General features: G+C 35.6%; 25 protein-coding genes and 1 other RNA gene. 15 read left to right on the top strand and 11 right to left on the bottom strand.

What is annotated here, in order from left to right:
* The first annotated feature begins 17 nt into the window (after positions 1–17).
* The 3 genes from rocD to ACJJVJ_RS06880 are packed head-to-tail and all read left to right on the top strand — an operon-like array spanning position 18 to position 2,012.
* Positions 18–1,295, top strand: coding sequence for an ornithine--oxo-acid transaminase (rocD, locus tag ACJJVJ_RS06890; protein WP_104516126.1), 1,278 nt, complete (start codon positions 18–20; stop codon positions 1,293–1,295).
* A 1-nt stretch (position 1,296) separates the two neighbouring features.
* Complete coding sequence (locus ACJJVJ_RS06885) at positions 1,297–1,632, top strand: CD225/dispanin family protein (protein ID WP_405369663.1); 336 nt, start codon at positions 1,297–1,299, stop codon at positions 1,630–1,632.
* Positions 1,632–2,012: a DUF2752 domain-containing protein gene (locus ACJJVJ_RS06880; RefSeq protein ID WP_405369662.1), complete on the top strand. Its 381-nt coding sequence runs from the start codon at positions 1,632–1,634 to the stop codon at positions 2,010–2,012. The genes ACJJVJ_RS06885 and ACJJVJ_RS06880 overlap by 1 nt, the downstream gene beginning before the upstream one ends.
* 84 nt (positions 2,013–2,096) lie before the next feature.
* On the opposite strand, the gene ACJJVJ_RS06875 is transcribed toward ACJJVJ_RS06880, so the two are convergent.
* The 4 genes from ACJJVJ_RS06875 to ACJJVJ_RS06860 form a co-directional block, all read right to left on the bottom strand.
* Positions 2,097–2,459 (bottom strand): CCC motif membrane protein, encoded by a 363-nt coding sequence (locus ACJJVJ_RS06875; RefSeq protein WP_405369661.1) that lies wholly within the window; start codon positions 2,457–2,459, stop codon positions 2,097–2,099.
* Between the two features lie 12 nt (positions 2,460–2,471).
* A complete protein-coding gene (locus ACJJVJ_RS06870; protein WP_405369660.1) occupies positions 2,472–2,792 on the bottom strand; it encodes a CCC motif membrane protein in 321 nt (106 codons plus the stop codon).
* A gap of 61 nt (positions 2,793–2,853) precedes the next feature.
* Complete coding sequence (locus ACJJVJ_RS06865; protein ID WP_405369659.1) at positions 2,854–3,150, bottom strand: DUF2752 domain-containing protein; 297 nt, start codon at positions 3,148–3,150, stop codon at positions 2,854–2,856.
* A gap of 1 nt (position 3,151) precedes the next feature.
* Positions 3,152–5,149, bottom strand: coding sequence for a T9SS type A sorting domain-containing protein (locus ACJJVJ_RS06860; RefSeq protein WP_405369658.1), 1,998 nt, complete (start codon positions 5,147–5,149; stop codon positions 3,152–3,154).
* 105 nt (positions 5,150–5,254) lie between these two features.
* On the opposite strand from ACJJVJ_RS06860, the gene ACJJVJ_RS06855 reads away from it, so the two are divergent.
* Both ACJJVJ_RS06855 and ACJJVJ_RS06850 read left to right on the top strand, forming a co-directional pair.
* Positions 5,255–5,461 carry a hypothetical protein gene (locus ACJJVJ_RS06855; protein ID WP_405369657.1) on the top strand — a complete coding sequence of 69 codons (207 nt, stop codon included), beginning with the start codon at positions 5,255–5,257 and terminating at the stop codon, positions 5,459–5,461.
* Positions 5,462–5,464: 3 nt separating this feature from the next.
* Positions 5,465–5,995 (top strand): Smr/MutS family protein, encoded by a 531-nt coding sequence (locus ACJJVJ_RS06850; protein ID WP_405369656.1) that lies wholly within the window; start codon positions 5,465–5,467, stop codon positions 5,993–5,995.
* On the opposite strand, the gene ACJJVJ_RS06845 is transcribed toward ACJJVJ_RS06850, so the two are convergent.
* The gene (locus tag ACJJVJ_RS06845; protein WP_405369655.1) at positions 5,964–6,953 is read right to left on the bottom strand and encodes a hypothetical protein; all 990 of its coding nucleotides are present in this window, start codon (positions 6,951–6,953) and stop codon (positions 5,964–5,966) included. The two genes, ACJJVJ_RS06850 and ACJJVJ_RS06845, sit on opposite strands and share 32 nt — an antisense overlap.
* Positions 6,954–7,026: 73 nt before the next feature.
* Here ACJJVJ_RS06845 and ACJJVJ_RS06840 point away from each other — a divergent pair, with 73 nt between their 5' ends.
* The gene (locus ACJJVJ_RS06840) at positions 7,027–8,184 is read left to right on the top strand and encodes a cysteine desulfurase family protein (RefSeq protein WP_405369654.1); all 1,158 of its coding nucleotides are present in this window, start codon (positions 7,027–7,029) and stop codon (positions 8,182–8,184) included.
* Positions 8,185–8,457: 273 nt separating this feature from the next.
* Here ACJJVJ_RS06840 and ACJJVJ_RS06835 read toward each other — a convergent pair whose 3' ends face one another.
* Together ACJJVJ_RS06835 and ACJJVJ_RS06830 are read right to left on the bottom strand one after the other, a co-directional pair.
* Entirely contained in the window at positions 8,458–10,953 is a 2,496-nt protein-coding gene (locus tag ACJJVJ_RS06835; RefSeq protein ID WP_405369653.1) for a carboxypeptidase-like regulatory domain-containing protein, read from the bottom strand.
* Positions 10,954–10,962: 9 nt separating this feature from the next.
* The gene (locus tag ACJJVJ_RS06830) at positions 10,963–12,672 is read right to left on the bottom strand and encodes a M23 family metallopeptidase (protein ID WP_405369652.1); all 1,710 of its coding nucleotides are present in this window, start codon (positions 12,670–12,672) and stop codon (positions 10,963–10,965) included.
* Positions 12,673–12,791: 119 nt separating this feature from the next.
* Between ACJJVJ_RS06830 and ACJJVJ_RS06825 the strand changes: the two genes are divergently transcribed.
* The 4 genes from ACJJVJ_RS06825 to rny all read left to right on the top strand — a co-directional run bounded on the left by ACJJVJ_RS06825 (position 12,792) and on the right by rny (position 15,150).
* On the top strand, positions 12,792–13,079 hold the full coding sequence (locus ACJJVJ_RS06825; RefSeq protein ID WP_104516139.1) for a hypothetical protein: 288 nt from the start codon (positions 12,792–12,794) through the stop codon (positions 13,077–13,079).
* Positions 13,080–13,081: 2 nt separating this feature from the next.
* Positions 13,082–13,372 (top strand): cell division protein ZapA, encoded by a 291-nt coding sequence (locus tag ACJJVJ_RS06820; RefSeq protein WP_170034627.1) that lies wholly within the window; start codon positions 13,082–13,084, stop codon positions 13,370–13,372.
* 53 nt (positions 13,373–13,425) lie between these two features.
* Positions 13,426–13,536, top strand: a non-coding RNA gene (gene ssrS, locus ACJJVJ_RS06815) — 6S RNA.
* Between the two features lie 45 nt (positions 13,537–13,581).
* Complete coding sequence (gene rny, locus ACJJVJ_RS06810; protein WP_104516141.1) at positions 13,582–15,150, top strand: ribonuclease Y; 1,569 nt, start codon at positions 13,582–13,584, stop codon at positions 15,148–15,150.
* A 277-nt stretch (positions 15,151–15,427) separates the two neighbouring features.
* Here rny and ACJJVJ_RS06805 read toward each other — a convergent pair whose 3' ends face one another.
* On the bottom strand, positions 15,428–16,375 hold the full coding sequence (locus ACJJVJ_RS06805; RefSeq protein WP_405369651.1) for an aldo/keto reductase: 948 nt from the start codon (positions 16,373–16,375) through the stop codon (positions 15,428–15,430).
* Positions 16,376–16,516: 141 nt separating this feature from the next.
* Complete coding sequence (gene xerD / locus ACJJVJ_RS06800; protein ID WP_405369650.1) at positions 16,517–17,413, bottom strand: site-specific tyrosine recombinase XerD; 897 nt, start codon at positions 17,411–17,413, stop codon at positions 16,517–16,519.
* Between the two features lie 199 nt (positions 17,414–17,612).
* Between xerD and ACJJVJ_RS06795 the strand changes: the two genes are divergently transcribed.
* Both ACJJVJ_RS06795 and aroQ read left to right on the top strand, forming a co-directional pair.
* Positions 17,613–18,212: a porin family protein gene (locus ACJJVJ_RS06795; RefSeq protein ID WP_405369649.1), complete on the top strand. Its 600-nt coding sequence runs from the start codon at positions 17,613–17,615 to the stop codon at positions 18,210–18,212.
* A gap of 96 nt (positions 18,213–18,308) precedes the next feature.
* Complete coding sequence (gene aroQ, locus ACJJVJ_RS06790) at positions 18,309–18,725, top strand: type II 3-dehydroquinate dehydratase (RefSeq protein WP_104516145.1); 417 nt, start codon at positions 18,309–18,311, stop codon at positions 18,723–18,725.
* Positions 18,726–18,781: 56 nt separating this feature from the next.
* Here aroQ and ACJJVJ_RS06785 read toward each other — a convergent pair whose 3' ends face one another.
* The gene (locus ACJJVJ_RS06785) at positions 18,782–19,138 is read right to left on the bottom strand and encodes a TM2 domain-containing protein (protein WP_405369648.1); all 357 of its coding nucleotides are present in this window, start codon (positions 19,136–19,138) and stop codon (positions 18,782–18,784) included.
* A 47-nt stretch (positions 19,139–19,185) separates the two neighbouring features.
* On the opposite strand from ACJJVJ_RS06785, the gene ACJJVJ_RS06780 reads away from it, so the two are divergent.
* From ACJJVJ_RS06780 to ACJJVJ_RS06770, 3 genes are all read left to right on the top strand, one after another.
* Positions 19,186–20,076 (top strand): hypothetical protein, encoded by an 891-nt coding sequence (locus ACJJVJ_RS06780; protein ID WP_405369647.1) that lies wholly within the window; start codon positions 19,186–19,188, stop codon positions 20,074–20,076.
* Positions 20,077–20,149: 73 nt separating this feature from the next.
* On the top strand, positions 20,150–20,749 hold the full coding sequence (locus ACJJVJ_RS06775) for an outer membrane beta-barrel protein (RefSeq protein WP_405369646.1): 600 nt from the start codon (positions 20,150–20,152) through the stop codon (positions 20,747–20,749).
* A 52-nt stretch (positions 20,750–20,801) separates the two neighbouring features.
* Positions 20,802–21,389 carry an outer membrane protein gene (locus ACJJVJ_RS06770; protein ID WP_405369645.1) on the top strand — a complete coding sequence of 196 codons (588 nt, stop codon included), beginning with the start codon at positions 20,802–20,804 and terminating at the stop codon, positions 21,387–21,389.
* A 96-nt stretch (positions 21,390–21,485) separates the two neighbouring features.
* Here the strand turns inward: ACJJVJ_RS06770 and lpdA are convergent, their stop codons facing one another.
* Positions 21,486–22,877, bottom strand: a complete 1,392-nt coding sequence (lpdA, locus tag ACJJVJ_RS06765) for a dihydrolipoyl dehydrogenase (RefSeq protein ID WP_104516181.1) — start codon at positions 22,875–22,877, stop codon at positions 21,486–21,488.
* Positions 22,878–22,948: the final 71 nt, after the last annotated feature.

Here is a 22,948-nt window from a genome sequence, read left to right as displayed (position 1 = left end):
ATAAAAATAGCACTGCAATGAGCATGAATAAAGAAAGTAAAGCACAACATTTTATAGATCTAGAAGATAAACATGGAGCGCATAATTACCATCCCTTACCTGTAGTATTAGAAAAGGGAGAAGGCGTTTATGTATGGGACGTGGATGGAAAGCGATACTATGATTTTTTAAGTGCTTATAGTGCGGTGAATCAGGGACACTGTCACCCTGCGATCGTAAATGCTATGAATGAGCAGGCGCAAACATTAACGCTTACATCAAGAGCATTTCATAATGATAAATTAGGTCAGTATGAAAAATACATGACAGAGTATTTTAAGTTTGACAAGGTGTTGCCTATGAATACTGGTGCTGAGGCGGTAGAGACTGCTATAAAAATAGCACGTAAGTGGGCTTATGAGAAAAAAGGAGTAGAGGAGCATGCTGCAAAAATTATAGTATGTGAAAATAATTTTCACGGTCGTACGACTACAATTATCTCTTTTTCTAATGACGAAGATGCTCGTAAGAACTTTGGACCTTATACACCTGGATTTATAAAAATACCTTACAATGATACTGCGGCTCTAGAAAAAGCACTGCAAGAAGAAAATGTAGCTGGTTTTCTAGTAGAGCCTATACAAGGTGAGGCAGGAGTTTTTACTCCTAATGATGATTTCATGAGAGCATCTCGCGAGCTTTGTAATAAATACAATGCTTTATTTATAGCAGATGAGATACAGACCGGTATCGCAAGAACTGGTGGTTTACTGGCGGTATGTGGTGACTGTAGTTGTGATGCGCATTGTGAGCGTCAGGAGGCAACTTATGCACGTCCTGATATGTTGATATTAGGTAAGGCATTATCTGGTGGTGCTTACCCTGTAAGTGCAGTACTTGCAGATAATGAAGTGATGAATGTTATTAAGCCAGGTCAACATGGTTCTACCTTTGGTGGTAATCCAGTTGCAGCAGCAGTAGCAATGGCTGCTCTAGAAGTGGTTAAGGATGAAAAGTTAATTCAAAATGCTCGTGCATTAGGTAGCTATTTCAGAGCTGAGATTAATAAATATATTGCGACTACAGACACGGTAACTCTAGTAAGAGGAAAAGGTCTTTTAAATGCTATCGTTATTAATGATACAGAAGACAGTAAGACGGCATGGAATATATGTTTGAGATTAAGAGATAATGGATTGCTAGCAAAACCTACTCATGGAAATATTATTAGATTTGCGCCACCACTTGTAATGACTAAAGAACAGTTAGATGAGTGTATTGCAATTATTATTAATACTTTAAAAGAATTTGAATAGAATGGATCAATCTAACCAACCTCAAAACCAATTTCAACAACAACAACAACAACAACAACAGTTTAATCAAGGTAATAATTATGGGCCAGCGCCTAAAACCTGGTTAGCAGAATCTATTATAGTTACTATACTGTGTTGTCAAGTTTTTGGAATTATCGCTATTATTTATAGTTCTCAAGTAGAGAGTAAACATAGAATAGGTGATTTTCAAGGAGCAATAAAAGCTAGTAATACAGCAAAAAATTGGGTAATTGCTGCTGTTGTCACTGGTCTTGTAGTTATAATACTTGCTTTTTTTATGGGTGTTCTAGGGGCTATTGCTGATGGAGGTTATTAATGATCAAAAATTATAAGCAAATACTTATTATATGCGGTGCCATAATTTTATTTGGTACCGCTTTTTTTCTGTTTAAAAATTACAATCCAGAGCAAGTTGGTTTTTACCCACAATGCCCTAGTAAATATGTTACAGGATATGATTGTCCAGGATGTGGTTCTCAACGTGCCGTACATTCTTTGTTAAATGGTGATTTTAAAAAGGCGTTTAATTATAACCCTTTACTTTTTGTGTTATTACCATTTGGCTTTTTAGTTGGAGTTTTTGAATGGATTCCTAGTCTACGTGATCACAAGTTTAGAAGATGGATTATTAATAGATATCTTGTGTTATTCGTTTTTGCTGCGGTGATACTATTTACTGTAATACGTAATTTATAAGAATCTAAGTTTATATTTTATCGAGATTAAAAGAAAAAAGGGAAAGCGTTAGCTTTCCCTTTTTTAATATTTAAAATGTATTTTTTAGATACATCCAGCTTCTTCCATAGCTTCATAAATAGGAGCTAGTTGTTCTTCTGTAACACCTGGTTGGTCTCCAAATGTATCTAAATACCATGTGTAGAATTCGCATTGGTTAAAATAGAACCACGCCACTAGAGCAAGTCCTATTAGTGAGATAACTAGAGAAATGATAGCCACTGTTTTAGCAGTTTTCATAGCTTTACCATTCACAAACTGTTCTGGATTTGCATTGTATTTATTCAATTCTTTGCTAGCTACCACTATAGCTATTATTGCTGCAATGGTTCCTACACCATAAAAACAACAGCATAAAAATCCTACTACAGATAGAATGTAAACTAGGGTTGTATTTAATTTTTGCATAATTATTTCTATTTAAAATTCTACTCCAGTTGATTTAAAACCTTCTTCATAACCAGCCATTACTTCTTCCCATGGAGTTGTAGCAAGACCATATATAGTGTAGATGAAGTTAAGTGCAGATATGATTAGTATTACTAACGCAACAGTTTTGGCTGTCTTCATAGCTGGACCGTTGGCATATTCTGCAGGGTTAGCTTCGTATTTCCCTAATTCTTTATTTGCTATAAAAAAGGCGATAGCAGCAGGTATAACTGATAGTCCACCTAGCCAACAACAACAGATGAATCCTGCTATCGATAGAATATAAACTAGAGTTGTATTTAATTTTTGCATAATTTGGTTGATTTGATATATAAAGTTAGTTGATTATTTAATCACAATGTTACAATATTTTTTAATGAATTGCCATTTTGATAAAATAACTAGTGAGAATGGTACCTATAGTAAGTATAGTAGCCCATAGTTTAATTTGCTCTCCGTGTTCTACATTCTTAAACCAATCAAAGATGAGAAAGAAGAATAAAAACATGCCTGGGTAAAGGCCTGGGTACATTAAAAAGGAATCTACGATGTCACCTTTGAGTAAAAAAGAAATGGACCGCTGGATTCCACATCCAGGACAGTCCATTCCTGTTAATTGTTTACTCATACATGGTAGCATCCAGCTATCGTCTATGAGAAATGATTTCATATTAATTTGAGATACTCACCTTAACAGCTACTTCTTTATTGTTAACAGTAGTCACCTTTGCGATGTAAATAGCGCTAGAAAGTGATGCTGTTTCAAAACTGTAACTACCTTCTGTAGATGATGGCTTGTTAGAGAAGATTTGTCTTCCTGCAAGATCATATAAAGAAATGTTTGCTACATCTTCTAAGTTAGGATTAAGTATCGTTAATTCTTTCTTTCCGTTGTTTTGGAAAATATCAAAATTAGTTTCTTCTACAAGTTCATTACTCAATGTACCAGAAGTGTTTTTAAATGTTACTTCAAAACGATCTGTATAGTGACCTGGCGCAATTAATAAAGTCTTGTTTCCTGCTTTTAAATCGTGATAAACTCCTGTTGTTTTATCATGAAGATAAACCTCGTTAGGATCAAAGTTAATCAAGAATGCTAATTCAAATTCTACGTCGATAGGAGCAGTAAAAGAACTCGCAACTTCTACACCTATAGGAATAGCCATATTCTCATCAAATGCTTGAGAAGAAAGACCGTATTCACCTGCAGTACCTATTTTGATATAAGCATCTGTTGCAACTCTACCAGATATAGGAGATTCCCATGCATAATCATATGCTTGTGATGTACTATCGTCAAAAGCAAAATTAAGAGGTCTAGCATAAAGTCCGTTAGGCACAACGTTTATAATCATCTTAGGTATTTGTCTAGCAGCAACACTACTTAATGGATTACCATTAACTGGAGCAGCTTTAAATACAGATGTATTACCATCTTCTTTTTGAAAAACTCTCATAGAATTATTGAATTCTATTGTTTCTCCTAATCCGCTAGGTACAGAGCTACCTGGCGTGATAAATTCAGTTGCCTCTTGTTCAAAAGATGTTGCAGTAAAAGCAACGTCTGTATTAGTTCTAGAAATAAAGAAACCTTGACCTATTGCAGCATATCTTCTTCTTCCATCTATTCCTGATCCTGTGTGAGATGCTGTTGCTCCAGGAGGAGTTGCAACACCAGAAGAGCTTGTAGTACCGCTGGTTATTATATTACCATCATTATCTGTTCTTCTAAAGATAGGTTCTAGATAAGTACCGCTATTATTATAGCCGTTTTCAGATCCAGGATCAAATCCCATAGGCACGTATCTTGCATAACCACCTAGGTAAGAAGTAAGTTGGTGAGAAGTCTCTACTTGAGATTCCCAAAACTCTACCCAAGGATCCATTTTTACGTCATTACCGCTAGTAGTATGTTCAGCATTAACTTGTATAAATCTTTTTAAATCTAGTGCGCTTGGATAAGGGTTACCGGCAAGGGTTGCGTTATCGTTACCTATTTGTATCTCAATGGTACCATTATTAGGTCTTCCTCTAAAATCATAACGTTGTCCACCATTGTAGTTAGCAGATCCTCCGGCGATTTCATTAACACCTTTCATAGTAAAACCTTGACCAGCTGGTGTATTTTGGGTTCCATTAAAAATAGACCATCCTGCATATCCTGTTGCAGGGTTACCACCACTTTCATAAGTGTATAACCATCTACCAGCTATTTTTAATGGGCTACCACCTGTAGTAGCGTCATCAGACTCTCCATCTCTAACACTGTAGGCTAGTATTTGTGAATCCTCAGCAGTAATAGTGTAATCAGTGTTAGTTCCTGCAGCTGTAGTAGGATATTTGATTTGTGAGTTTAAAAAACCAGTGTTACCAGTTCCAGTAGATTCATCACTCACTGGAGAAGACCAGTAGTTATAACTATAACTATTAGTTGTTCCTTCTTGAAATACAGAAATGATTCCAGCACCTTCGTTAGGTACATCGGCATCTTGTATCAACTGAGCATCTTCTCTTAAGTAAAATTTAGAATCAGTATCTAGATTGATTTTATTTTTCACAAAGATGTTTGTTCCCTTTGAGTAAATAAAATTATCACCCTTAATCCATACTTGTGCGGTTGCCATTTGAAAGGCAAAACCCACTAGTAATAAGCTTATAATGTTTTTCATAATAATGCTGCTTTAACAATACAAAAATATAATTTATCTCCTTAATGCTAGTGCCTTTTAAATAAGTTTATAAATTTGTTATAACAATTAGACTAAATAGAAAAAATGCCGATTAAAAACACCTTTTTGCAGTTAATCAACGGTTTTGTGATATTTATAGGTGCAATTTTATTGCTCTATACCTTTATAAATGAGGACGCAAACATATTATTTAAGGTTTTTGGAGTGATTCTAATCATGTTCGGCGCATATCGTGCGAGTACACATTGGGTTGCTCATAAAGATGATCATTTATCTGAAGAAGAAGAATAGTCCATGAATCAGTTTCAAAAAGGAGATCGAGTACTGGTTCTGGACGATGAATTTGGTGGTGTGGTAGCTTTCGCGAAAGCGGAACAAATAACCATCTTAACTGACGATGATATAGAAATTACTTATAATTCTAGTGAGTTGATTTTAGACAGGTCATTCAAAGTTTCAAATTTTACACCTAAAGAAGAACCTGCTCCTAAGAAATCTAAAGTAAGACAGGTTTCTAGAAAAAAAGCAGCTTTTATTCCTGCGGTAGAAATAGATCTACACGTACACCAATTAGTAAAGTCAGAACGTGGTATGGATGCTTATGATAAGCTTAATCTACAAGTAGATACGGCGAGGCACAAAATAGAATGGGCCATTCAAAATCGTGTGCCTAAATTAGTTTTTATACATGGTGTGGGACAAGGAGTGCTTAAAGAAGAACTCAATTATCTTTTTCAACGATACAGTCAGATCAAGTTTTATGATGCAGATTATCAAAAATATGGAAAAGGCGCTACTGAAATATACATACACCAGAACCCATAGTACCTGGAAATGCTGGCGTACAGGTTAATATAATACCGTCTTTTATATAATTACCAAAGTCATAATCATCTTCAATTATTTCTACATTACCGTTAGTTAAAGTAAGACCTGCTATGGTGATGTGCAATTGTGTGATGCGTTCTATGGTATGTGGGATGTATTCTTCTATTAACGGACTAGCCTCTGCTGGTGTGCTAGAGAATACTAGGTAATTAGGTTCTGTGGCACCTATGGCAAAATCATCTGTTGGGTCTAGATTACTATCTATACTTTCGTCTCTTGTATCGACTCCATCGCCATCGTCGTCTTCGTCTAAGTAATCTAATTTGTCATCACCATCGGTGTCTCGACTATTTGCTATGTCTATCGTCCCGTCACTATTAAAAGCTACACCTTCTTGACTAGTAGGTACGTTATCACCATCATCATCTATATCCATAAAGTCAGGTATGCCATCGTTATCGGTATCATCACTGGCAAGAAAATCAATATTTCCGTTAAGATCAAAAACGATTCCTTCATCTTCGGCTAGAATGCCATCATTATCATCATCACTACGTGTAGATGTTTCTATGGTAATGTCTCCACCTATGGCATTAAATACCTCAGTTACTGTAGGTGTGCTAGGCGGTATGCTGTTGCAGTAATAATCATTACCTGGCGCAGCATTGAATTTACGGTATTCAAATATGGTCGTACTAGTAGTTGAGATGTTATAAGGACCGTAAATAGCATTTGTATTTAAAATGTCATCACTAGTTAAAATTTGTAAAACGAGGCTTTCAAAATTTGTGTCTTCATTTTTATAAAAAACAAAATTATTTATACTACCAGAAGAAACTGTTGGGTCACAAGCCTCTACACTGGCATCTTCAAAATCAAAGTCGTTAGTAATGATGTCTCCATCGTTACAGCCTAGTAAAACTATAGGAATTATAAGGTATAGTAGTTTTTTCATGTGTGCAAAAGTAGTCAATCATATTAAAGCGCTAAAGTGCAAATTTTATTGTAAATAAAATTACTTTTGTGCTATGAGAGAAGTTTATTTAGATAGTGCGGCAACGACACAAATGAGACCAGAAGTTGTTCAAAGAATGACTGAGGTGATGACAGAAGTTCATGGAAACCCTAGTTCTACCCATAGTTTTGGACGTAGTGCAAAGTCCCTTATTGAAAATGCTCGTAAGAATATTGCTGCTCAATTAAATGTTACTGCTGCAGAGATTATTTTTACCTCTGGTGGTACAGAGGCAGATAATCTAGCTATTCATAGTTGTGTGCGTGATCTAGGTGTGGAGCGTATTATAACTACGACTATCGAGCATCATGCGGTTCTTTATATAGTAGATTATTGTAAAGAAAAATATGGTACAGAGGTAGCTCATGTAAAACTTAAAGATTGTGGTACACCTAATTATATAGATCTAGAACAATTGCTAGCATCTAGCGATAAGAAAACGCTAGTTTCATTAATGCACATTAATAATGAGATAGGAAATAAACTAGATATAGATAGAGTAGGAGAGTTGTGTAAAAAACACAATGCGTTGTTTCATAGTGATTGTGTACAGTCTATAGGTCATTATGAAATGGATTTAAGTAAGTTACCAGTAGATTTTACAGCAGTATCTGCTCATAAATTCCATGGGCCTAAAGGAACTGGATTTGCTTTTATAAGAAAAGGAACAGGTTTAAAACCGCTTATTTTAGGTGGTTCTCAAGAACGAGGTATAAGAGCAGGTACAGAAAGTGTGCATAATATAGTAGGTATGGATCTGGCTTTAAAAATGGCCTATGACAATCTTGAAGAAGATCGTGCTTATGTTTTAGATCTTAAGAATTACTTTCAAGAACAGTTAGAAAAACACGTTCCTGGTGTTAAGTTTAACGGTAATTGTGGAGATCATAAAGAGAGCACGTATACTTTATTAAACGTGTGTTTACCATGTCCTGCAGATAAAGCTGCAATGCTTTTATTTACTATGGATCTAAAAGGTATAGCTTGTTCTAAAGGTAGTGCTTGCCAGAGTGGTTCTCAAAAAGGGTCTCACGTATTAACTAGTGTTCTTTCAGAAGAAGATTTGAATAAGCCGAGTCTACGTTTCAGCTTCTCTATTTATAATTCAAAAGAAGAACTGGATTATGTAGTAGGAATATTGAAAGAATATATGGAAGGTGTTGTTGCTTAGGTTGAATTTTAGGCATGTCTAGATTAAAATATTAAACCGAGAAGAAATTAATTGTAATTCGGTTATTGGTTACAAAAAAAAGCGGACTTCAGTCCGCTTTTTTGTTGATCTAAAATCTTAAAATATAAATTTCCTCATTCCTCATTCCTCATTCCTCATTCCTCATTCCTCATTCCTCATTCCTCATTCCTCATTCCTCATTCCTCATTCCTCATTCCTCATTCCTCATTCCTCATTCCTCATTCCTCATTCCTCATTCCCAAAACCTAGCGCCTACAACTTTGCAATCAATCTCAAATTAAAAACACGTGGCGTTAATCTAACAGGTACTGCGTATTGTGCACTACTAGCTACATCACGCACCCATAGGTTAGAAATATTATTTTCATAATCAAAGATGTTGAATATTTGAGCTCCTATAGAAAACTCATCAAAATCTTCTAGCCAGCTACCGGCCTTTGGTTTTTTCTTGTCATCTACTAACACAAATTGTACACCTAGATCTGCTCTAAAATAATCTTTTAAACGGAACTGGAAATCATAAGGGTCTGCATAGCTAGGTGATCCACCAGGTAATCCAGAACTGTACACCATGTTGATGTATGCCTTTAAATTAGGAATGTTAGGTACATAATCTTGAAATAAGAATGCTACCTTAAGTCGTTGATCTGTAGGTCTAGCGATATAACCACGACCATCTAGATTTTCTTCTGTTTTTAAATAGCCAAGTGATATCCAGCTTTCAGTTCCTTTTACAAACTCACCTGCTAGTCGCACATCTAGTCCATAGGCATAAGCCTCTGCGTCATTATTTGCTCTGTAACGTATTCTCACATTTTCTAGCGTGTAGGTATTTACATCAGATAGATCTTTGTAATAGGCTTCACTAGTTAATTTAAATGGTCTTTTATCTCCGTTAGGGGCTGTCCAGTTAAAGCTCCAGTCATTTCCTAATACAAAGTGAACCGATTTTTGTGCCTTCACATCTGGATTAACAACACCTTGTTGATCACGTAGTTCTCTATAAAAAGGTGGTTGATAATATATACCGGTTGAGAACCTGAAAAGCATATTTGTATCGTCCCATGCCGGTTTCATAGCTACCTGTCCACGTGGCGAGATAACAGTTTGAGTAGTGCTTTGAATTCCTACGCCACTTACGTTCCAGGTATGTGATCGCACACCAGCATTCCAGTATAATTCATGATCACCTACATAGCCACGGCTGCTGTATTGGGCAAATGCTTGGAGTCTGGTTATTTGCACATCGTTATCTGCACTAGCAGATTCAAAAGAATCTAACGGTGCAGTATATGCAAAATAAGGCTCGTCGTTTGCAGCCACTGACGGCGGTCTTATATTAAAACCAGCACTGTCTATAACAGTGTATTCTCTTAAACGATCTCTTATATCTTCTCGATTAAATTTTAAACCCCAATCCAGTTGGTCGTTTTCCTTTTTACCGTTATCAAATTCTAATGTTCCTTTATGTTCCAGACTTACTATAAGAGCATCTAGATCATTGCGACCGTGGTCTAACTCGCTACCTATCGCACGAGTAAAATCTACTTCTCCTAGGTCATCACTACCTATGTTAGTGTTAGGTCTACCTATGCGATAACGTCCTAAAATGTCGTAATGTTCTTGTTCTTGAGTGTGGTAAACGCTAGTTATAAAGCGCAAGTTTAAAAGCTTATTTACATCATAACTTGCTTTTAATGCGCCAAAATAAGTCTCGTATTGATCGTCTTCCTTTCCATCATAATTTATGATTAAGGATTGTGCATCGTCTACGGTTCCAAAATTAGTTTGAGAAGTCAGTGGTTCAAACTCATAACTGTTGATGGCTATATTACCTAAAAAGCTTAATTCAAATTTAGGACTTACCTGATAGGTTAAATACGTTTGTGCATCTACAAAAACAGGTTTTGTAATAGCTTCAGTCTCGCGGCTATTCACAAATAAACTGTTGTTTCTATATCTTACTCCTAGTATTCCTGTTGCCGCTTTCGCGAAAGCGGTACCTTCTACATAAGCATTAACACCTAAAAAGCTAGCGTCTATTCCTGCGCCGAATTCAGTCGGGCGACGGTAATTAATGTCCAGAACAGAACTTAATTTATCTCCATATTTAGATTGAAAACCACCAGCGCTAAAATCTACACTACGCACAAGGTCTGCATTTACAATACTCAGTCCTTCTTGCTGTCCACTGCGTACTAAGAACGGTCGGTATACTTCTATTTCATTAATGTAAACTAGGTTCTCGTCATAGTTCCCACCACGCACAGCATATTGGGTGCTCAGTTCATTATTAGAAGATACTCCAGGTAGTGATTTCAATAAATTTTCTACACCAGGTTGTACACCAGGTATTGCTCGCACAACGGTAGGATCTACATTTGTAATACCAGCAAATTCTTTAGTTCTAGTGTTGTTAATGGTAACGGTACCTATTTGCTCTATATCTGTTTTAAGTACTGGATTGAATTCAAACGGTGCTTTACCGTCAAGTTCTATGTCTTTTAAAGTAGAAGATTTAAAAGATATGGATGTAAATGTGATTGTAATTTTTTGATTTGCAGGAACTACTAGTCTATAGAATCCAGTGTTATCACTGGCGGTTCCTATAGTTGTTCCCAGGACATTTATGTTAACGTCTGCAATGGTTTGATTTTTATCATCAAGTATAACACCTTGAATAATGGCGTTTTGAGCATAGATAAAGCTGGTAGCAACAAGTGCTATAAATAGTAAGAAGTTCTTCAAATCGTTTTTTTAGCTTTTACGGTAAAATGTGGCTTCAAATGTAGTGCTATTTCCTACATTATCAGTAACAATAACCTTCAGTTCGTTTTCTGAATCAGTAACGACGCCATCTGAGAAATCGTGTGTGATAACTCCAGTTTTATAATCGTATTCCATTAGAATGAATTTACCATTTACAGTTGCTCTATAGCCATCTACACCAGTGTCTTTATCTGCTATTTTAAGTCTTAAGGTTTTGTTTTTAGTAATCCACTGTTTGTTTTTAAAGTTAATAGGTTTTATAGTCGGTGCGGTGTCGTCTTTACTAATGGCATAGGTTCCCATAGTTCTAGTGGCAGCACTTAATATGTTTCCTTTTCTTCTTGTGTTCACATGATATACAGCACCCCAACTAGTTACTCTACCTATATAGTATTGTTTAAGGTTGTCGTTTTCTTTTGAGCTCATGTCATAACTTATGATCATGTTTTTATGTAATGGGACGATGTCCTTGTGTACCTTAAGCGTGTCTGCACTTTGTGATAAATCTAGAAATTCACTTTGATAAAGAGCTCCTTTAGGAATCATTAATGAATAAGGACCATAACTTTGGTTATAAGTGCTGTTGTGATCCACAAAGGTCATGGGATTATTATCTATATATGGTATGGATTCTAAAGCAGCCTCATTTTTAATATCCATGTTTATTTCTACGCTGTTCTTTTTATAATCTTCTATTTGGATACTATAAGAATGAGTAGTCCCTGCGTCGTATAATTGTAAAACACCTTTGTTAATGTGATGTTCGTATAAGCTTAATGGACTTTCATTAGGAATGTAAAGTCTGGAGATGCGGCTTTTAGTATTTTTAAAATGCTCGTAATCTATCATTTGATTGATGTGTCTGGACTCACTAAATGCATAACGATCAAATGTCATTTCAAAATTCTTACTTCCATTAAAATAAGTTTCAATGTGAAAAGTTCCATTTTGATTATTTGCCGCACTTTGCTGGTCACTGGTATTTACACCTATTCCTATCTCTCCATAAGCACTGAAAGGTTCTACTTTAAACTTCCCTCCTTTTAGAGGTATAAGTCTTAGAAGTTTTGCTTCATTCTTACCATTAATAGTAGAGCTCTCATTTAATGGATAGGCTTTTATTTGTTTTACAAGAGGCCTTTTAGTGTCTGGAATCTCAATTCCCATCATCATAGGGTTAATAGGTCTTGCTGAACTGTCCCTGATTTCAAAGTGTAAATGAGGACCACCGCTACCACCAGAATTACCGCTATAAGCAACAATTTCATTTTGATCTACTCTAAGCTCTAGATCTGTAGGGTATAATTGTATGGTGTAGCTTTCTTTCTGGTATTGCTTTTTCTTTAAATATGCTTCTATGCGTGGAGCAAACTTTTTAAGATGGGCATAAACAGTAGTGTATCCATTAGGATGTGTGATATAAAGAGCTTTTCCATAACCATATCGCTCTATTTTTATACGGCTTACATAACCAGATGCTGCAGCATGCACATTTGCACCAGTACGTTGATTTGTTTTAATATCTAGGCCGCTATGAAAGTGATTGGATCTTAGTTCACCAAAAGTTCCACTCAATTTAAGATCTATATCCAGTGGATTAACAAAGTAATCTTGAGGGAGATTTTTGATGGTTTGGCTTTCGCAATAGCGAGATGTAAATAAAAATAATGTCAGGAAACAGATAAAAAGTCTAATCATGAGTTAAATATATAATGAGAAATGGTATTAATGCAAAGCTTTTCAAACTTTGTTCCATAAATATTTGATTTGTCTAAATGGAAACTTAGATTTGTAATAACAGCATTAAATTAGTCCGTATGCCTACATTGTCTTCTCAAATTTCTGAAATAGAGCTAAAGATCAAGTCTTTAATATCAGAAAACACCAGATTGAAGGCTCAAATGGGTGATAAGGATCAACGCATTTTTGAACTTGAAAAAGAAAATAATGCGCTTATTACCGCGTTTAAAGAGAGTGAAGACAGAAATGTAGCGCTTAAAACGGCAAATGCAATGCTAGGTAGTGATGAATATAAAACAAAAACAAAGCTCAAAATAAATGCATTGATTAGAGAGATCGATCAATGTATTACCCAATTGACTTAACAGTGGCAGATAAACTTAAAATAAAAATATCGATTGCAGATAGGGTTTATCCACTAACTATAGATCCTTCTCGTGAAGAAGGTTTGCGTAAAGCAGCAAAAAGTATTGAAGCCATGATTAAACAACTGGAGCAAAGCTATGCCGTGAGAGATAAGCAAGATCTTCTCGCGATGTGCGCCCTTCAGTTTGCAGCAAAGTCTGAGCAATTAGTTATAGATGATAGTGCAGATGTAGAGCAGGCCAAAGAACAATTAAACGTTCTTAACTTGTTACTAGATAAGCAGCTATCATAGTCGTTCTTTAAACATAAACAGTTACTACCTGCACTTGTTTCATTTTTTGGTGAACTCAACAAGATATTCTTTAAAAAAGGTGAGTCGTGGTTGTAAAAGCAAGCCGAACTTATGAGTCGGATCCTTGATCAGCCAGTTAACCTTAAACTTTATTTAAGGAGTTCATACAAAACCCAAACTCGTGCAGGTTTTTTTATACACAATAACCAATGGAAACAATTATATATGCCATCGTGGCACTTATTATAGGTCTAGCAATAGGCTTTTTTGTAGCAAAATCAATAGTTGAAAAAGGTAAGGCATCGAGTCTTATCGCAACTGCAAAAAAAGACGCAGAGTCTATTCTCAAAGATGCCGAGGCTAAAGGAGAGAAAATATCTAGTGAAAAGCTATTTAGAGGTAAGGAAAAGTTCATGGAACTTAAATCTAAGCATGAGAAAGAAATCATGGCTAGAGAACAAAAAATGAAAGATGCAGAGAAACGTACAAAAGATAAAGAATCTAACGTTTCTAATGAACTTGCAAAGAGTAAAAAATTAAATCAGTCCTTAGATAGTAAACTTAAAGATGTAGAAGGAAAGCGCGAGTCTGTTTACAAGCGCATGGAAGAGGTTGATAAAATGCACGCTTCTCAAGTAAAACAACTTGAGGTAATAAGCGGCATGTCTGGTGAAGATGCAAAGAAACAACTTGTAGAGTCTTTAAAAGATAAAGCAAAGAGTGAAGCCATGAGTATAGTGCAAACTACTATAGAAGAGGCAAAACTTACTGCACAACAAGAAGCTAGAAAAGTAATTATTAATACCATACAACGTATAGGTACAGAAGAAGCAGTAGAAAACTGTGTAAGTGTATTTAACCTAGAAAGTGACGATGTTAAAGGTCGTATTATAGGACGTGAAGGTCGTAATATTAGAGCTATAGAAGCTGCTACTGGTGTAGAGATTATAGTAGATGATACTCCAGATGCTATTATTCTTTCTTGTTTTGACTCGGTACGTAGAGAGGTGGCTCGTTTATCATTACACAAATTAGTGACAGACGGCCGTATACACCCAGCACGTATTGAAGAAGTGGTTTCTAAAACTAGAAAGCAAATCGATCAAGAAATTGCCGAGGTAGGTAAGAGAACAGTTATCGATTTAGGTATTCATGGTTTGCATCCAGAATTGATTAAAATGGTAGGTCGTATGAAATACCGTTCTTCTTATGGACAGAATTTATTACAACACAGTAGAGAAGTAGCAAAACTTTGTGGTACCATGGCTGCAGAATTAGGTCTTAATGCAAAACTTGCAAAAAGAGCTGGACTTTTACACGATATAGGTAAGGTGCCAGAAACAGAAGACGAGACGCCTCACGCAATACTAGGTATGAAACTGGCTGAAAAGCATGGTGAAAAAGCTGAAGTGTGTAATGCGATAGGTGCTCACCATGACGAGATAGAAATGACATCTTTACTTTCTCCTATTGTACAAGTATGTGATGCGATAAGCGGTGCACGTCCAGGTGCTAGAAGACAGGTGCTAGATTCTTATATCCAGAGATTAAAAGATCTTGAAGATATAGCCTTTGGCTTTAAGGGTGTGGAAAAAGCATATGCTATCCAGGCCGGACGTGAATTAAGAGTTATGGTAGAGAGTGAAAAAATAAATGACGATCGTGCTGCACAATTATCATTTGAGATTTCACAAAAAATACAAACAGATATGACTTATCCAGGTCAGGTTAAAGTAACGGTAATTAGAGAAACAAGAGCGGTGAATATCGCTAAGTAAAAACTCTTAGTTTTATTTCAAGCCTCGGTAATTTATTTTATCGAGGTTTTTTTATATGTGTGAATTAGATTCTAACATTACAGGCTTCTCTTATCTGTCAGATTTAGATTAAGCTTTAATCAACCTTTCTTAAAAAGGAAAGGAATTCTTTTGCGGTGTTAGTTCACACTCTTTAAATTATTTGTAAATAAAAAATCCATTATTCAATTTGTTTGAATAATGGATTTCATTTCTTCTAATATCTAATATCTAATATCTAATATCTAATATCTAATATCTATTCATCATAAATATTAGGATAACCTTTCTCTGCAACTTCAAAGAATTTACCAGTTACATAGCGGTAGTGTTTATCCATATCAGCAAGATTTTTTAAATCCTCTTTATCAAAGTTAACGGTTGCAGCAGCTAGATTCTCTTTTATACGTCCTTCATTTGTAGATTTAGGGATAACTGCAGTACCTCTATTTGCACTCCAGTTAATTAACACCTGTCCAGGACTAGCGTTATGTTTACTAGCGATAGAAGTGATGGTTTCATTTTCCAGCATGTTAGGCTCGTTGTCTTGTTTCATCGCGTCACTGCGGTCACCACTTCCTAGCGGAGAATATCCTGTTAAATGAATACCTTTATTAGAACAATATTCAAATAGTTCATTTTGTTGTAATAAAGGGTGCAATTCTACCTGATTCATCTCAGGTGCTTCATCAGTTTTTGCAAGAAGGTCATCCAGTTTAGTAGTAGAGAAGTTAGAAACCCCTATATGCTTCACCTTACCAGCTTTCTTTAAATCTACCATCGCATTCCATGTTTCATGAACAGGCGCCTCTTGTGGTGTTAGATAATCATCTGGCTTTTCGACCGCTTGTACTTCTGGTTTAAAAGCAACTGGCCAGTGTATTAAATATAAATCTAGATAGTCCAGTTGTAAATCATTAAGGGTTTGATCTAGGGCAGGTGCTACATCACTTTTTAGGTGTGAATTGTTCCACAATTTTGATGTGATCCATATATCTTCTCTTTTAATCTCTCCTTTTGAGAACACTTCATTAAACGCTTCTCCTATTTCTTTCTCATTTCCATAAACGGCAGCGCAGTCTATGTGTTTGTATCCAGATTCTAGGGCAGTTATTACCGCTTGTTTTACTTCACCTGGTTTAGATTTCCAAGTACCTAATCCTATTGCGGCCATTTCGTCGCCGTTTTTAAACTTTAGAGTTTTCATTGTGTCGTATTTTTTTATAAAGTTAGCTTTCGCGAAAGCGTACACCAAAAAATCACCTTTACTTTATAAAAACTTTAGTACATCTTAAGAGTCATTAAAATGAGATGTTAATGAAGATGTAATCAAAGAATGTAAATTGAATTATGCTCGAGGGTGGTGTTCATTAATCACCTTAGAAAGGTGTGCACGATCTACATGCATATAGATCTCGGTAGTGGTAATACTCTCATGACCCAACATCATTTGTATGGAGCGCAGGTCAGCGCCATTTTCTAATAGATGTGTCGCAAAACTGTGTCTAAACGTGTGTGGGCTTATGGATTTTTTAACCCCTGCTGTAATAGCTTGTTGTTTAATGACATGAAAAATCATTGCTCTAGTAAGTCCAGCGCCACGTCTGTTTAAAAAAAGGGTATCGGTATGGTCAGGTTTTACTGGTACATGAATGCGTACTTCATTCTTGTAGAGTTCAATAATCTTTATCGTGTATTCTCCTATTGGGACAAATCTCTGTTTATCACCTTTACCAGTTACTTTTAAAAAACCTTCATTAAAAAATAGATCACTTATCTTGAGAGTTATTAATTCACTAACACGCAAACCGCAAGCATAAAGTGTTTCTAGCATGGTGCGGTTGCGCTCACCTTCTAGGGTAGAGCGATCGATGCTATTTATCAATAGATCTATTTCTGTGGTGCTTAGAGTATCGGGCAGTTTGCGACCTGTTTTAGGAGCCTCTATTAACGACATGGGCTGGTCTTCTCTATATCGTTCTAGAGTTAAAAATTCAAAAAACGCTTTTAAACTACTTATAGATCTGGCTTGCGATCGTGGCTGGACTGTTTTTGCTAGCTCATATATATAGGTGCGTAACGTATCTACTGTAATGGCAGCAGGTAATTCTTTTACCTCGTTAATTTCTAACCACTGCGCCAGTTTATTTAAATCTCTAGTGTATGCTTTTAGGGTGTTGACTGACAGGCCTCTTTCTAGCTTTAAGTATATAGAAAAGTCTTTTATGGCCTGCTTCCAATTCATAATTGTAAAAGTAAAAATTATTAGACGTGAATAGATTGTTAAAAAAACAATGTTAATTAATTTGTAAGAAAAAAAGCTAATATACTGAAGCTTAAAATGTAGGAAATACCTTTAACAATCTTTAAGATGAGTTGTGATTTTGTTAATAATCAAAGAATTAAACCTTCTCTAATTTTGCACCGAACTAATAAACATAACTATGAAAAAATTATTATTAAGTGCAGTAGCAGCAGTATTTGCAATGGGAGTTTCAAATGCTCAAGAAATTGATTTTGGTGCAAAAGTAGGTGTGAATTTTGCAAAGCTCCAAGGTGATGCGGTAGAAGACCTAGATGGTAGAACTGGAATTAATGTAGGTGTAACTGGTGAGTATATGTTTAATGAAACATTTGCTTTACAAGTAGAGGCTCTTTATTCTCAACAAGGATTGCAATCTGACGAGGGTGGAGTAGAGCAAAAATTAAAATTAGATTATATTAATGTTCCTGTTTTAGCAAAATTCTACATTGGAGAATCTGGTTTTTCTGTAGAAGCAGGACCTCAAATAGGTTTTCTAGTAAGTGACAAGTATGAGGTAGACGGCGTTAATGTAGACGAAGATTTAAATGCGGAAACTATAGACCTAAGTGCTGGTGGTGGTATTGCGTATAAATTTAAAGAAGGTACTTCTTTAGAAGGTCTATCTGCAAACGTGCGTTACATGATAGGTCTTAATAATGTGTATAAAGATAACGGTGATACTTTTGGTGATGACATTACTAATTCTGTATTAGCTATATCATTAGGGTACAAATTCTAAGAAACATATTTAATTCATTAAAAGCCGAATCATGACGATTCGGCTTTTTTTGTGTCTCGCTTTCGCGAAAGCGGAATTACCAATATCTTTATACCTATGAAAATACTTATTCTTAACGGTCCTAATTTAAATTTACTAGGCAAACGCGAACCTGAAATTTACGGTTCACAAACTTTTGAAGATTACTTTACAGAATTGCAATTCAAATTCAAAGAAGTAGAATTGGGCTATTTTCAATCTAATATAGAAGGTGAAATAATCGATAGACTTCATAAAGCACAAGAAGAAGAATTTAATGCAGTAATTTTAAATGCTGGTGCGTACACGCATACATCCATAGGTATAGGTGATGCAGTAAGTGGTATTACAACGCCGGTTATAGAAGTGCATATTTCTAACGTTATGGATCGTGAAGAGTTTAGACACGTATCTTATATTTCAAAATATACGGCAGGTATTATTACAGGTTTTGGTCTTAAAGGATATGAACTTGCTGTGAAGAGTTTTTTGTAAATAAAAAATGCCTGCTAGAATACATCTAGCAGGCATTTTATCAATATACTATAAAATTATAGTCCAGGATAACTACCTGTAATAATTTCTATACCGTCAATTACCCATCCTACTACAAAGAATCCGAAGGTTAAGATGAATAATACGTTCCAGTACCATGGACTCTTTAAGAACCAACGGTGACCTGCAAATCCTCCTAAGAAAAACCACAATAGAATCGCTATAGTTTGATCTTCTGACCAGGCAACTGCCGCTGGAGAAGTAAGAGTAGCAGTAGATTCTTCTACTGTAGTTCCATTTTCTAGTGTTACCACTTGTGTAGTAACTTGTCTCTCTACTGGAAAGGATGCAAATGCAAGACTGCTTACCATCATAAACACACTCATAAGAGCTAGAGTTAATTTTGTTTTCATAAAAAGTTATTTAGTTAGTTATATTTACCTCAAATATATATTAAAATATGAAATCATTAGTCTTACTCTTAATTGTTTTACTCAGCTTAGGTACTGTTAATGGTCAGACATACGAGTACTTAGGTTTATTAAAGTTGCCAGATAGTTCTTTAATGACTTTTAGATTAGACTTTAAAGAAGTAGATGGTAAAATCAATGGGTATTCTTATACCGATTTAAATGGTGAGCATGAGACTAAGTCTGTAATCATCGGGAAGTATGATGATAAAGAGAATAAATTAGAATTTAGAGAGGTAGAAATAGTCTACACAAAATCTGATATTATCGAACAAGATTTCTGTAATGTCTATTTTACTGGAGATATGAGAAAATTAAATGGGAAGTCTAAGATAGATGGGACATTTAAAAGTTATTATGACGACCTGACCAGCTGTCTTGATGGTGAGTTAGTTTTAACAGCAGCACAAAAAATTCAAAAGAGAACTGAAAAATTTCAGAACAAAGTGAACCGTATGGGGCGCATACCGGATAGTGTAAAACAAAAGGTGAACATGGATAAAATGTTTAACCGTTATGCAAAAAACTCTTTAAAAGGTGGTGAGAAATTAAATATTCTATGGAAAGATGAATACCTTAAATTAATTATCTGGGATGATGGAGAAGTAGATGGAGATCAAATAGATCTTACTATTAATGGTAATAAAATTCTTGATGCATACAGCCCAGTTGCCAAGAAGAAAGAAATGGAACTTTCTTTAATCGATCCTGTTAACACCATTTCACTTAAAGCAGTTAATCTAGGGGTAAAACCTCCTAATACGGCAAAGATTCAATTAATGAAGAAAAATGGCGAGATCATTGACCTAGCCTCAAATTTACAAGTAGGTGAAGAGGTAACTTTTGTTTTTTATAAAGAAAAACCTAAAGTTAAGAAGTAGTAACTAGAGTTAACAAGCGTTTGATATTGTGATAGTTGGAGTTTATTTGTTTTAAACTACAAAAAACTACACCATGAAAACGAAGTTAATTTTAAGTGCCATCATCGTGCTTTTAAGTATCAACTGTCTACAGGCACAAGAAAATGAAGAGTCTTTAAATCCATTATTTCAACTGCCAGAGAACTCTTCTCGTTGGGATTTTGGACTCACATTTCAGGCCCTAAGTGGTATTAGACAAATTCAACACAATGCTGGCTCAGAAAAAACAGACGAGGCATGGATAGGTCTAGGAGTAGGCCTCTATGCCGATTATAAAATAAATAAGGTATGGAGTCTAAGGGCAGAAGCTGGTGTGAATACTCCAGTAGCTATTCAGCCTTACGTTAATTTCCAGTCAGAATTTAAATTCAGTAAACGCTGGAGTTTTTATGCAGGCGCTGGTGCTTATTTCAACACAAATGCAGACAGTCTGGTAAATCGCGATTCTAGTGGACAGGTGATTCTAAATCCATATGTTCAATTAGGACTAAGATATAAAATGAGTAAAAGCTGGACCATGGATTTAAGGTATCAACAAGATCTTTTTGCTAGACAGCGTGCGACTAATTTTAATAGATTCACCAAAGAAGGAGAGATGAGTACATTTAGTCTAGGTTTCAATTATAGGTTTTAAAAATCCCATTTTCTATTCCTTATATCCATTTAATAATATTTAAAACCTAATTATGAAAATTAATTTTTTTGCCAGTATTTTACTTTTTGTTTGCAGTATATCATTAGCAAGTGCACAAGAAACAGACTCTAAAGATCTTTCTTATTTATTTCCTCAGCCTAAATCTTGGGATTTTGGAATTCAAATAATGAGTGGTGTGGAAGAGAGTCAATATACTAATCAAGCAAATAGAGATTTTATTAATGAACCTTATTTTGTAGGTCGATTAGGTTTTTTTGCACAATATAATTTAACAAAAAAAAGCAGTTTAAGGTCAGAGATAAGTGCAGGTGCTTTCTCCAGATTAGCACCTACTTTATCATTCCAATATGGTTATAATTTTGCACCACGCTGGACAGCTTATGGTGGTATAGGTTTAGACATTGACTTCAATAACCAAGCATTTTCTCCAGAAAGAGATGCAGAACAAAGGCTGATTAATCCTCGATTGCAATTAGGTGTTAGATATCAAGCTACTAAAAGTCTGTTCTTTGATTTAAGGTATGAACAAGATATGCTAGACCGAACAAAAAGACAGGATCTGTCCAACTCTATAGGCAAATTTAAAACCATTTCTTTAGGAGCAGGGTTTAAATTCTAACCAGAGGTATTTATTATCAAAAAAATCCCCAATTCAACTAGTTTGAATTGGGGATTTTTAAATTTATCTAATATCTAATATCTAATATCTAATATCTTAAAGATGTATCACTTCATCATAAGCATCTGCAACGGCTTCCATTACCGCTTCACTCATTGTAGGGTGTGGATGTATCGCTTTAAGGATCTCGTGTCCTGTAGTTTCTAGTTTACGAGCTACAACAGCCTCAGCAATCATGTCAGTAACACCAGCACCTATCATGTGACATCCTAACCACTCACCGTACTTAGCGTCAAAAATTACTTTTACAAAACCATCTTTTGCACCAGAAGCACTTGCTTTTCCAGATGCAGAGAATGGGAATTTACCTACCTTGATCTCGTGTCCAGCTTCCTTAGCTTGCGCTTCAGTCATACCTACACTTGCGATCTCTGGCGTTGCATACGTACAACCAGGTATGTTTCCATAATCGATAGGTTCTACATGCATGTCAGCTATTTTTTCAACACAAAGAATACCTTCGGCACTTGCAACGTGAGCTAGAGCTGGTCCAGCAGTAATATCACCTATGGCATAGTAACCAGGTAAGTTAGTTTGATACCACTGGTTAACGAGTACCTTGCCACGGTCTGTAGAGATACCTATTTCTTCTAGACCTATTCCTGCGATGTTAGTTTCTATACCTACAGCACTAAGAACAACGTCTGCCTCAATAACCTCTTCTCCTTTTTTAGTCTTAACATGAACTTTTACACCATCACCAGATGTGTCCACGCTAGTCACCTCACTAGAAGTCATGATTTTAATTCCTGCTTTTTTAAAGCTGCGTTCCATTTGTTTAGAAACGTCTACATCTTCTACAGGTACGATGCGATCTACATATTCTACTATAGTAACATCAGTTCCCATAGAGTTATAGAAATAAGCAAATTCTACACCTATTGCTCCAGACCCAACAACAACTAATTTCTTAGGTTGTTCTTTAAGAGTCATAGCCTCACGATACCCTATAACCTTTTCACCATCCTGTGGTAAGTTAGGAAGTACACGTGATTTTGCACCAGTTGCGATAATAATATGGTTTCCTTCTACAGTAGAGGTAGATCCATCTTCAGCTTTCACCTCGATTTTTTTACCTTTTTTTACCGTACCGTAACCCATGATTACGTCTATTTTATTCTTTTTAAGTAAGAACTGCACACCTTTGCTCATTCCGTCTGCCACATCGCGGCTACGTTTTACAACAGCAGTAAAATCTTTATCTACATTATCAGCTTTAAGTCCATAATCTGCAGCGTGGTTGAGGTAATTGAATACATCGGCACTTTTTATAAGCGCTTTAGTAGGAATACAACCCCAGTTTAAACACACTCCACCTAGAGATTCCTTTTCAACGATTGCTGTTTTTAACCCTAGTTGAGAAGCACGTATTGCTGTTACATATCCGCCAGGTCCACTACCTAAAACGATCACATCATATTTACTCATATCAGTCATTTTTTAAGAGTAACAAAAATATGGAATAAAGTCCAATGGATTGTAAATTTGCGCAACCTTAT

The sequence above is a fragment of the Nonlabens sp. Asnod2-A12 genome (assembly GCF_045063745.1).
Classification (GTDB): Bacteria; Bacteroidota; Bacteroidia; order Flavobacteriales; family Flavobacteriaceae; genus Nonlabens; species Nonlabens xylanidelens.
Note: the sequence above shows the minus strand (reverse complement) of the source record. Positions and strands in the feature narration are given on the sequence as shown.

Excerpts from the sequence above, each read along its gene's own strand:
- ACJJVJ_RS06850 (WP_405369656.1), top strand. The coding sequence starts at position 5,465 with ATGAATCAGTTTCAAAAAGGAGATCGAGTACTGGTTCTGGACGATGAA.
- rny (WP_104516141.1), top strand. The coding sequence starts at position 13,582 with ATGGAAACAATTATATATGCCATCGTGGCACTTATTATAGGTCTAGCA.
- lpdA (WP_104516181.1), bottom strand. The coding sequence starts at position 22,877 with ATGAGTAAATATGATGTGATCGTTTTAGGTAGTGGACCTGGCGGATAT.
- ACJJVJ_RS06855 (WP_405369657.1), top strand. The coding sequence starts at position 5,255 with ATGCCGATTAAAAACACCTTTTTGCAGTTAATCAACGGTTTTGTGATA.
- ACJJVJ_RS06795 (WP_405369649.1), top strand. The coding sequence starts at position 17,613 with ATGAAAAAATTATTATTAAGTGCAGTAGCAGCAGTATTTGCAATGGGA.
- rocD (WP_104516126.1), top strand. The coding sequence starts at position 18 with ATGAGCATGAATAAAGAAAGTAAAGCACAACATTTTATAGATCTAGAA.
- ACJJVJ_RS06770 (WP_405369645.1), top strand. The coding sequence starts at position 20,802 with ATGAAAATTAATTTTTTTGCCAGTATTTTACTTTTTGTTTGCAGTATA.
- ACJJVJ_RS06845 (WP_405369655.1), bottom strand. The coding sequence starts at position 6,953 with ATGAAAAAACTACTATACCTTATAATTCCTATAGTTTTACTAGGCTGT.
- ACJJVJ_RS06860 (WP_405369658.1), bottom strand. The coding sequence starts at position 5,149 with ATGAAAAACATTATAAGCTTATTACTAGTGGGTTTTGCCTTTCAAATG.
- ACJJVJ_RS06780 (WP_405369647.1), top strand. The coding sequence starts at position 19,186 with ATGAAATCATTAGTCTTACTCTTAATTGTTTTACTCAGCTTAGGTACT.
- ACJJVJ_RS06870 (WP_405369660.1), bottom strand. The coding sequence starts at position 2,792 with ATGCAAAAATTAAATACAACTCTAGTTTATATTCTATCGATAGCAGGA.
- ACJJVJ_RS06805 (WP_405369651.1), bottom strand. The coding sequence starts at position 16,375 with ATGAAAACTCTAAAGTTTAAAAACGGCGACGAAATGGCCGCAATAGGA.
- ACJJVJ_RS06785 (WP_405369648.1), bottom strand. The coding sequence starts at position 19,138 with ATGAAAACAAAATTAACTCTAGCTCTTATGAGTGTGTTTATGATGGTA.
- ACJJVJ_RS06875 (WP_405369661.1), bottom strand. The coding sequence starts at position 2,459 with ATGCAAAAATTAAATACAACCCTAGTTTACATTCTATCTGTAGTAGGA.
- ACJJVJ_RS06825 (WP_104516139.1), top strand. The coding sequence starts at position 12,792 with ATGCCTACATTGTCTTCTCAAATTTCTGAAATAGAGCTAAAGATCAAG.
- ACJJVJ_RS06865 (WP_405369659.1), bottom strand. The coding sequence starts at position 3,150 with ATGAAATCATTTCTCATAGACGATAGCTGGATGCTACCATGTATGAGT.
- ACJJVJ_RS06830 (WP_405369652.1), bottom strand. The coding sequence starts at position 12,672 with ATGATTAGACTTTTTATCTGTTTCCTGACATTATTTTTATTTACATCT.
- ACJJVJ_RS06885 (WP_405369663.1), top strand. The coding sequence starts at position 1,297 with ATGGATCAATCTAACCAACCTCAAAACCAATTTCAACAACAACAACAA.
- xerD (WP_405369650.1), bottom strand. The coding sequence starts at position 17,413 with ATGAATTGGAAGCAGGCCATAAAAGACTTTTCTATATACTTAAAGCTA.
- aroQ (WP_104516145.1), top strand. The coding sequence starts at position 18,309 with ATGAAAATACTTATTCTTAACGGTCCTAATTTAAATTTACTAGGCAAA.
- ACJJVJ_RS06840 (WP_405369654.1), top strand. The coding sequence starts at position 7,027 with ATGAGAGAAGTTTATTTAGATAGTGCGGCAACGACACAAATGAGACCA.
- ACJJVJ_RS06775 (WP_405369646.1), top strand. The coding sequence starts at position 20,150 with ATGAAAACGAAGTTAATTTTAAGTGCCATCATCGTGCTTTTAAGTATC.
- ACJJVJ_RS06880 (WP_405369662.1), top strand. The coding sequence starts at position 1,632 with ATGATCAAAAATTATAAGCAAATACTTATTATATGCGGTGCCATAATT.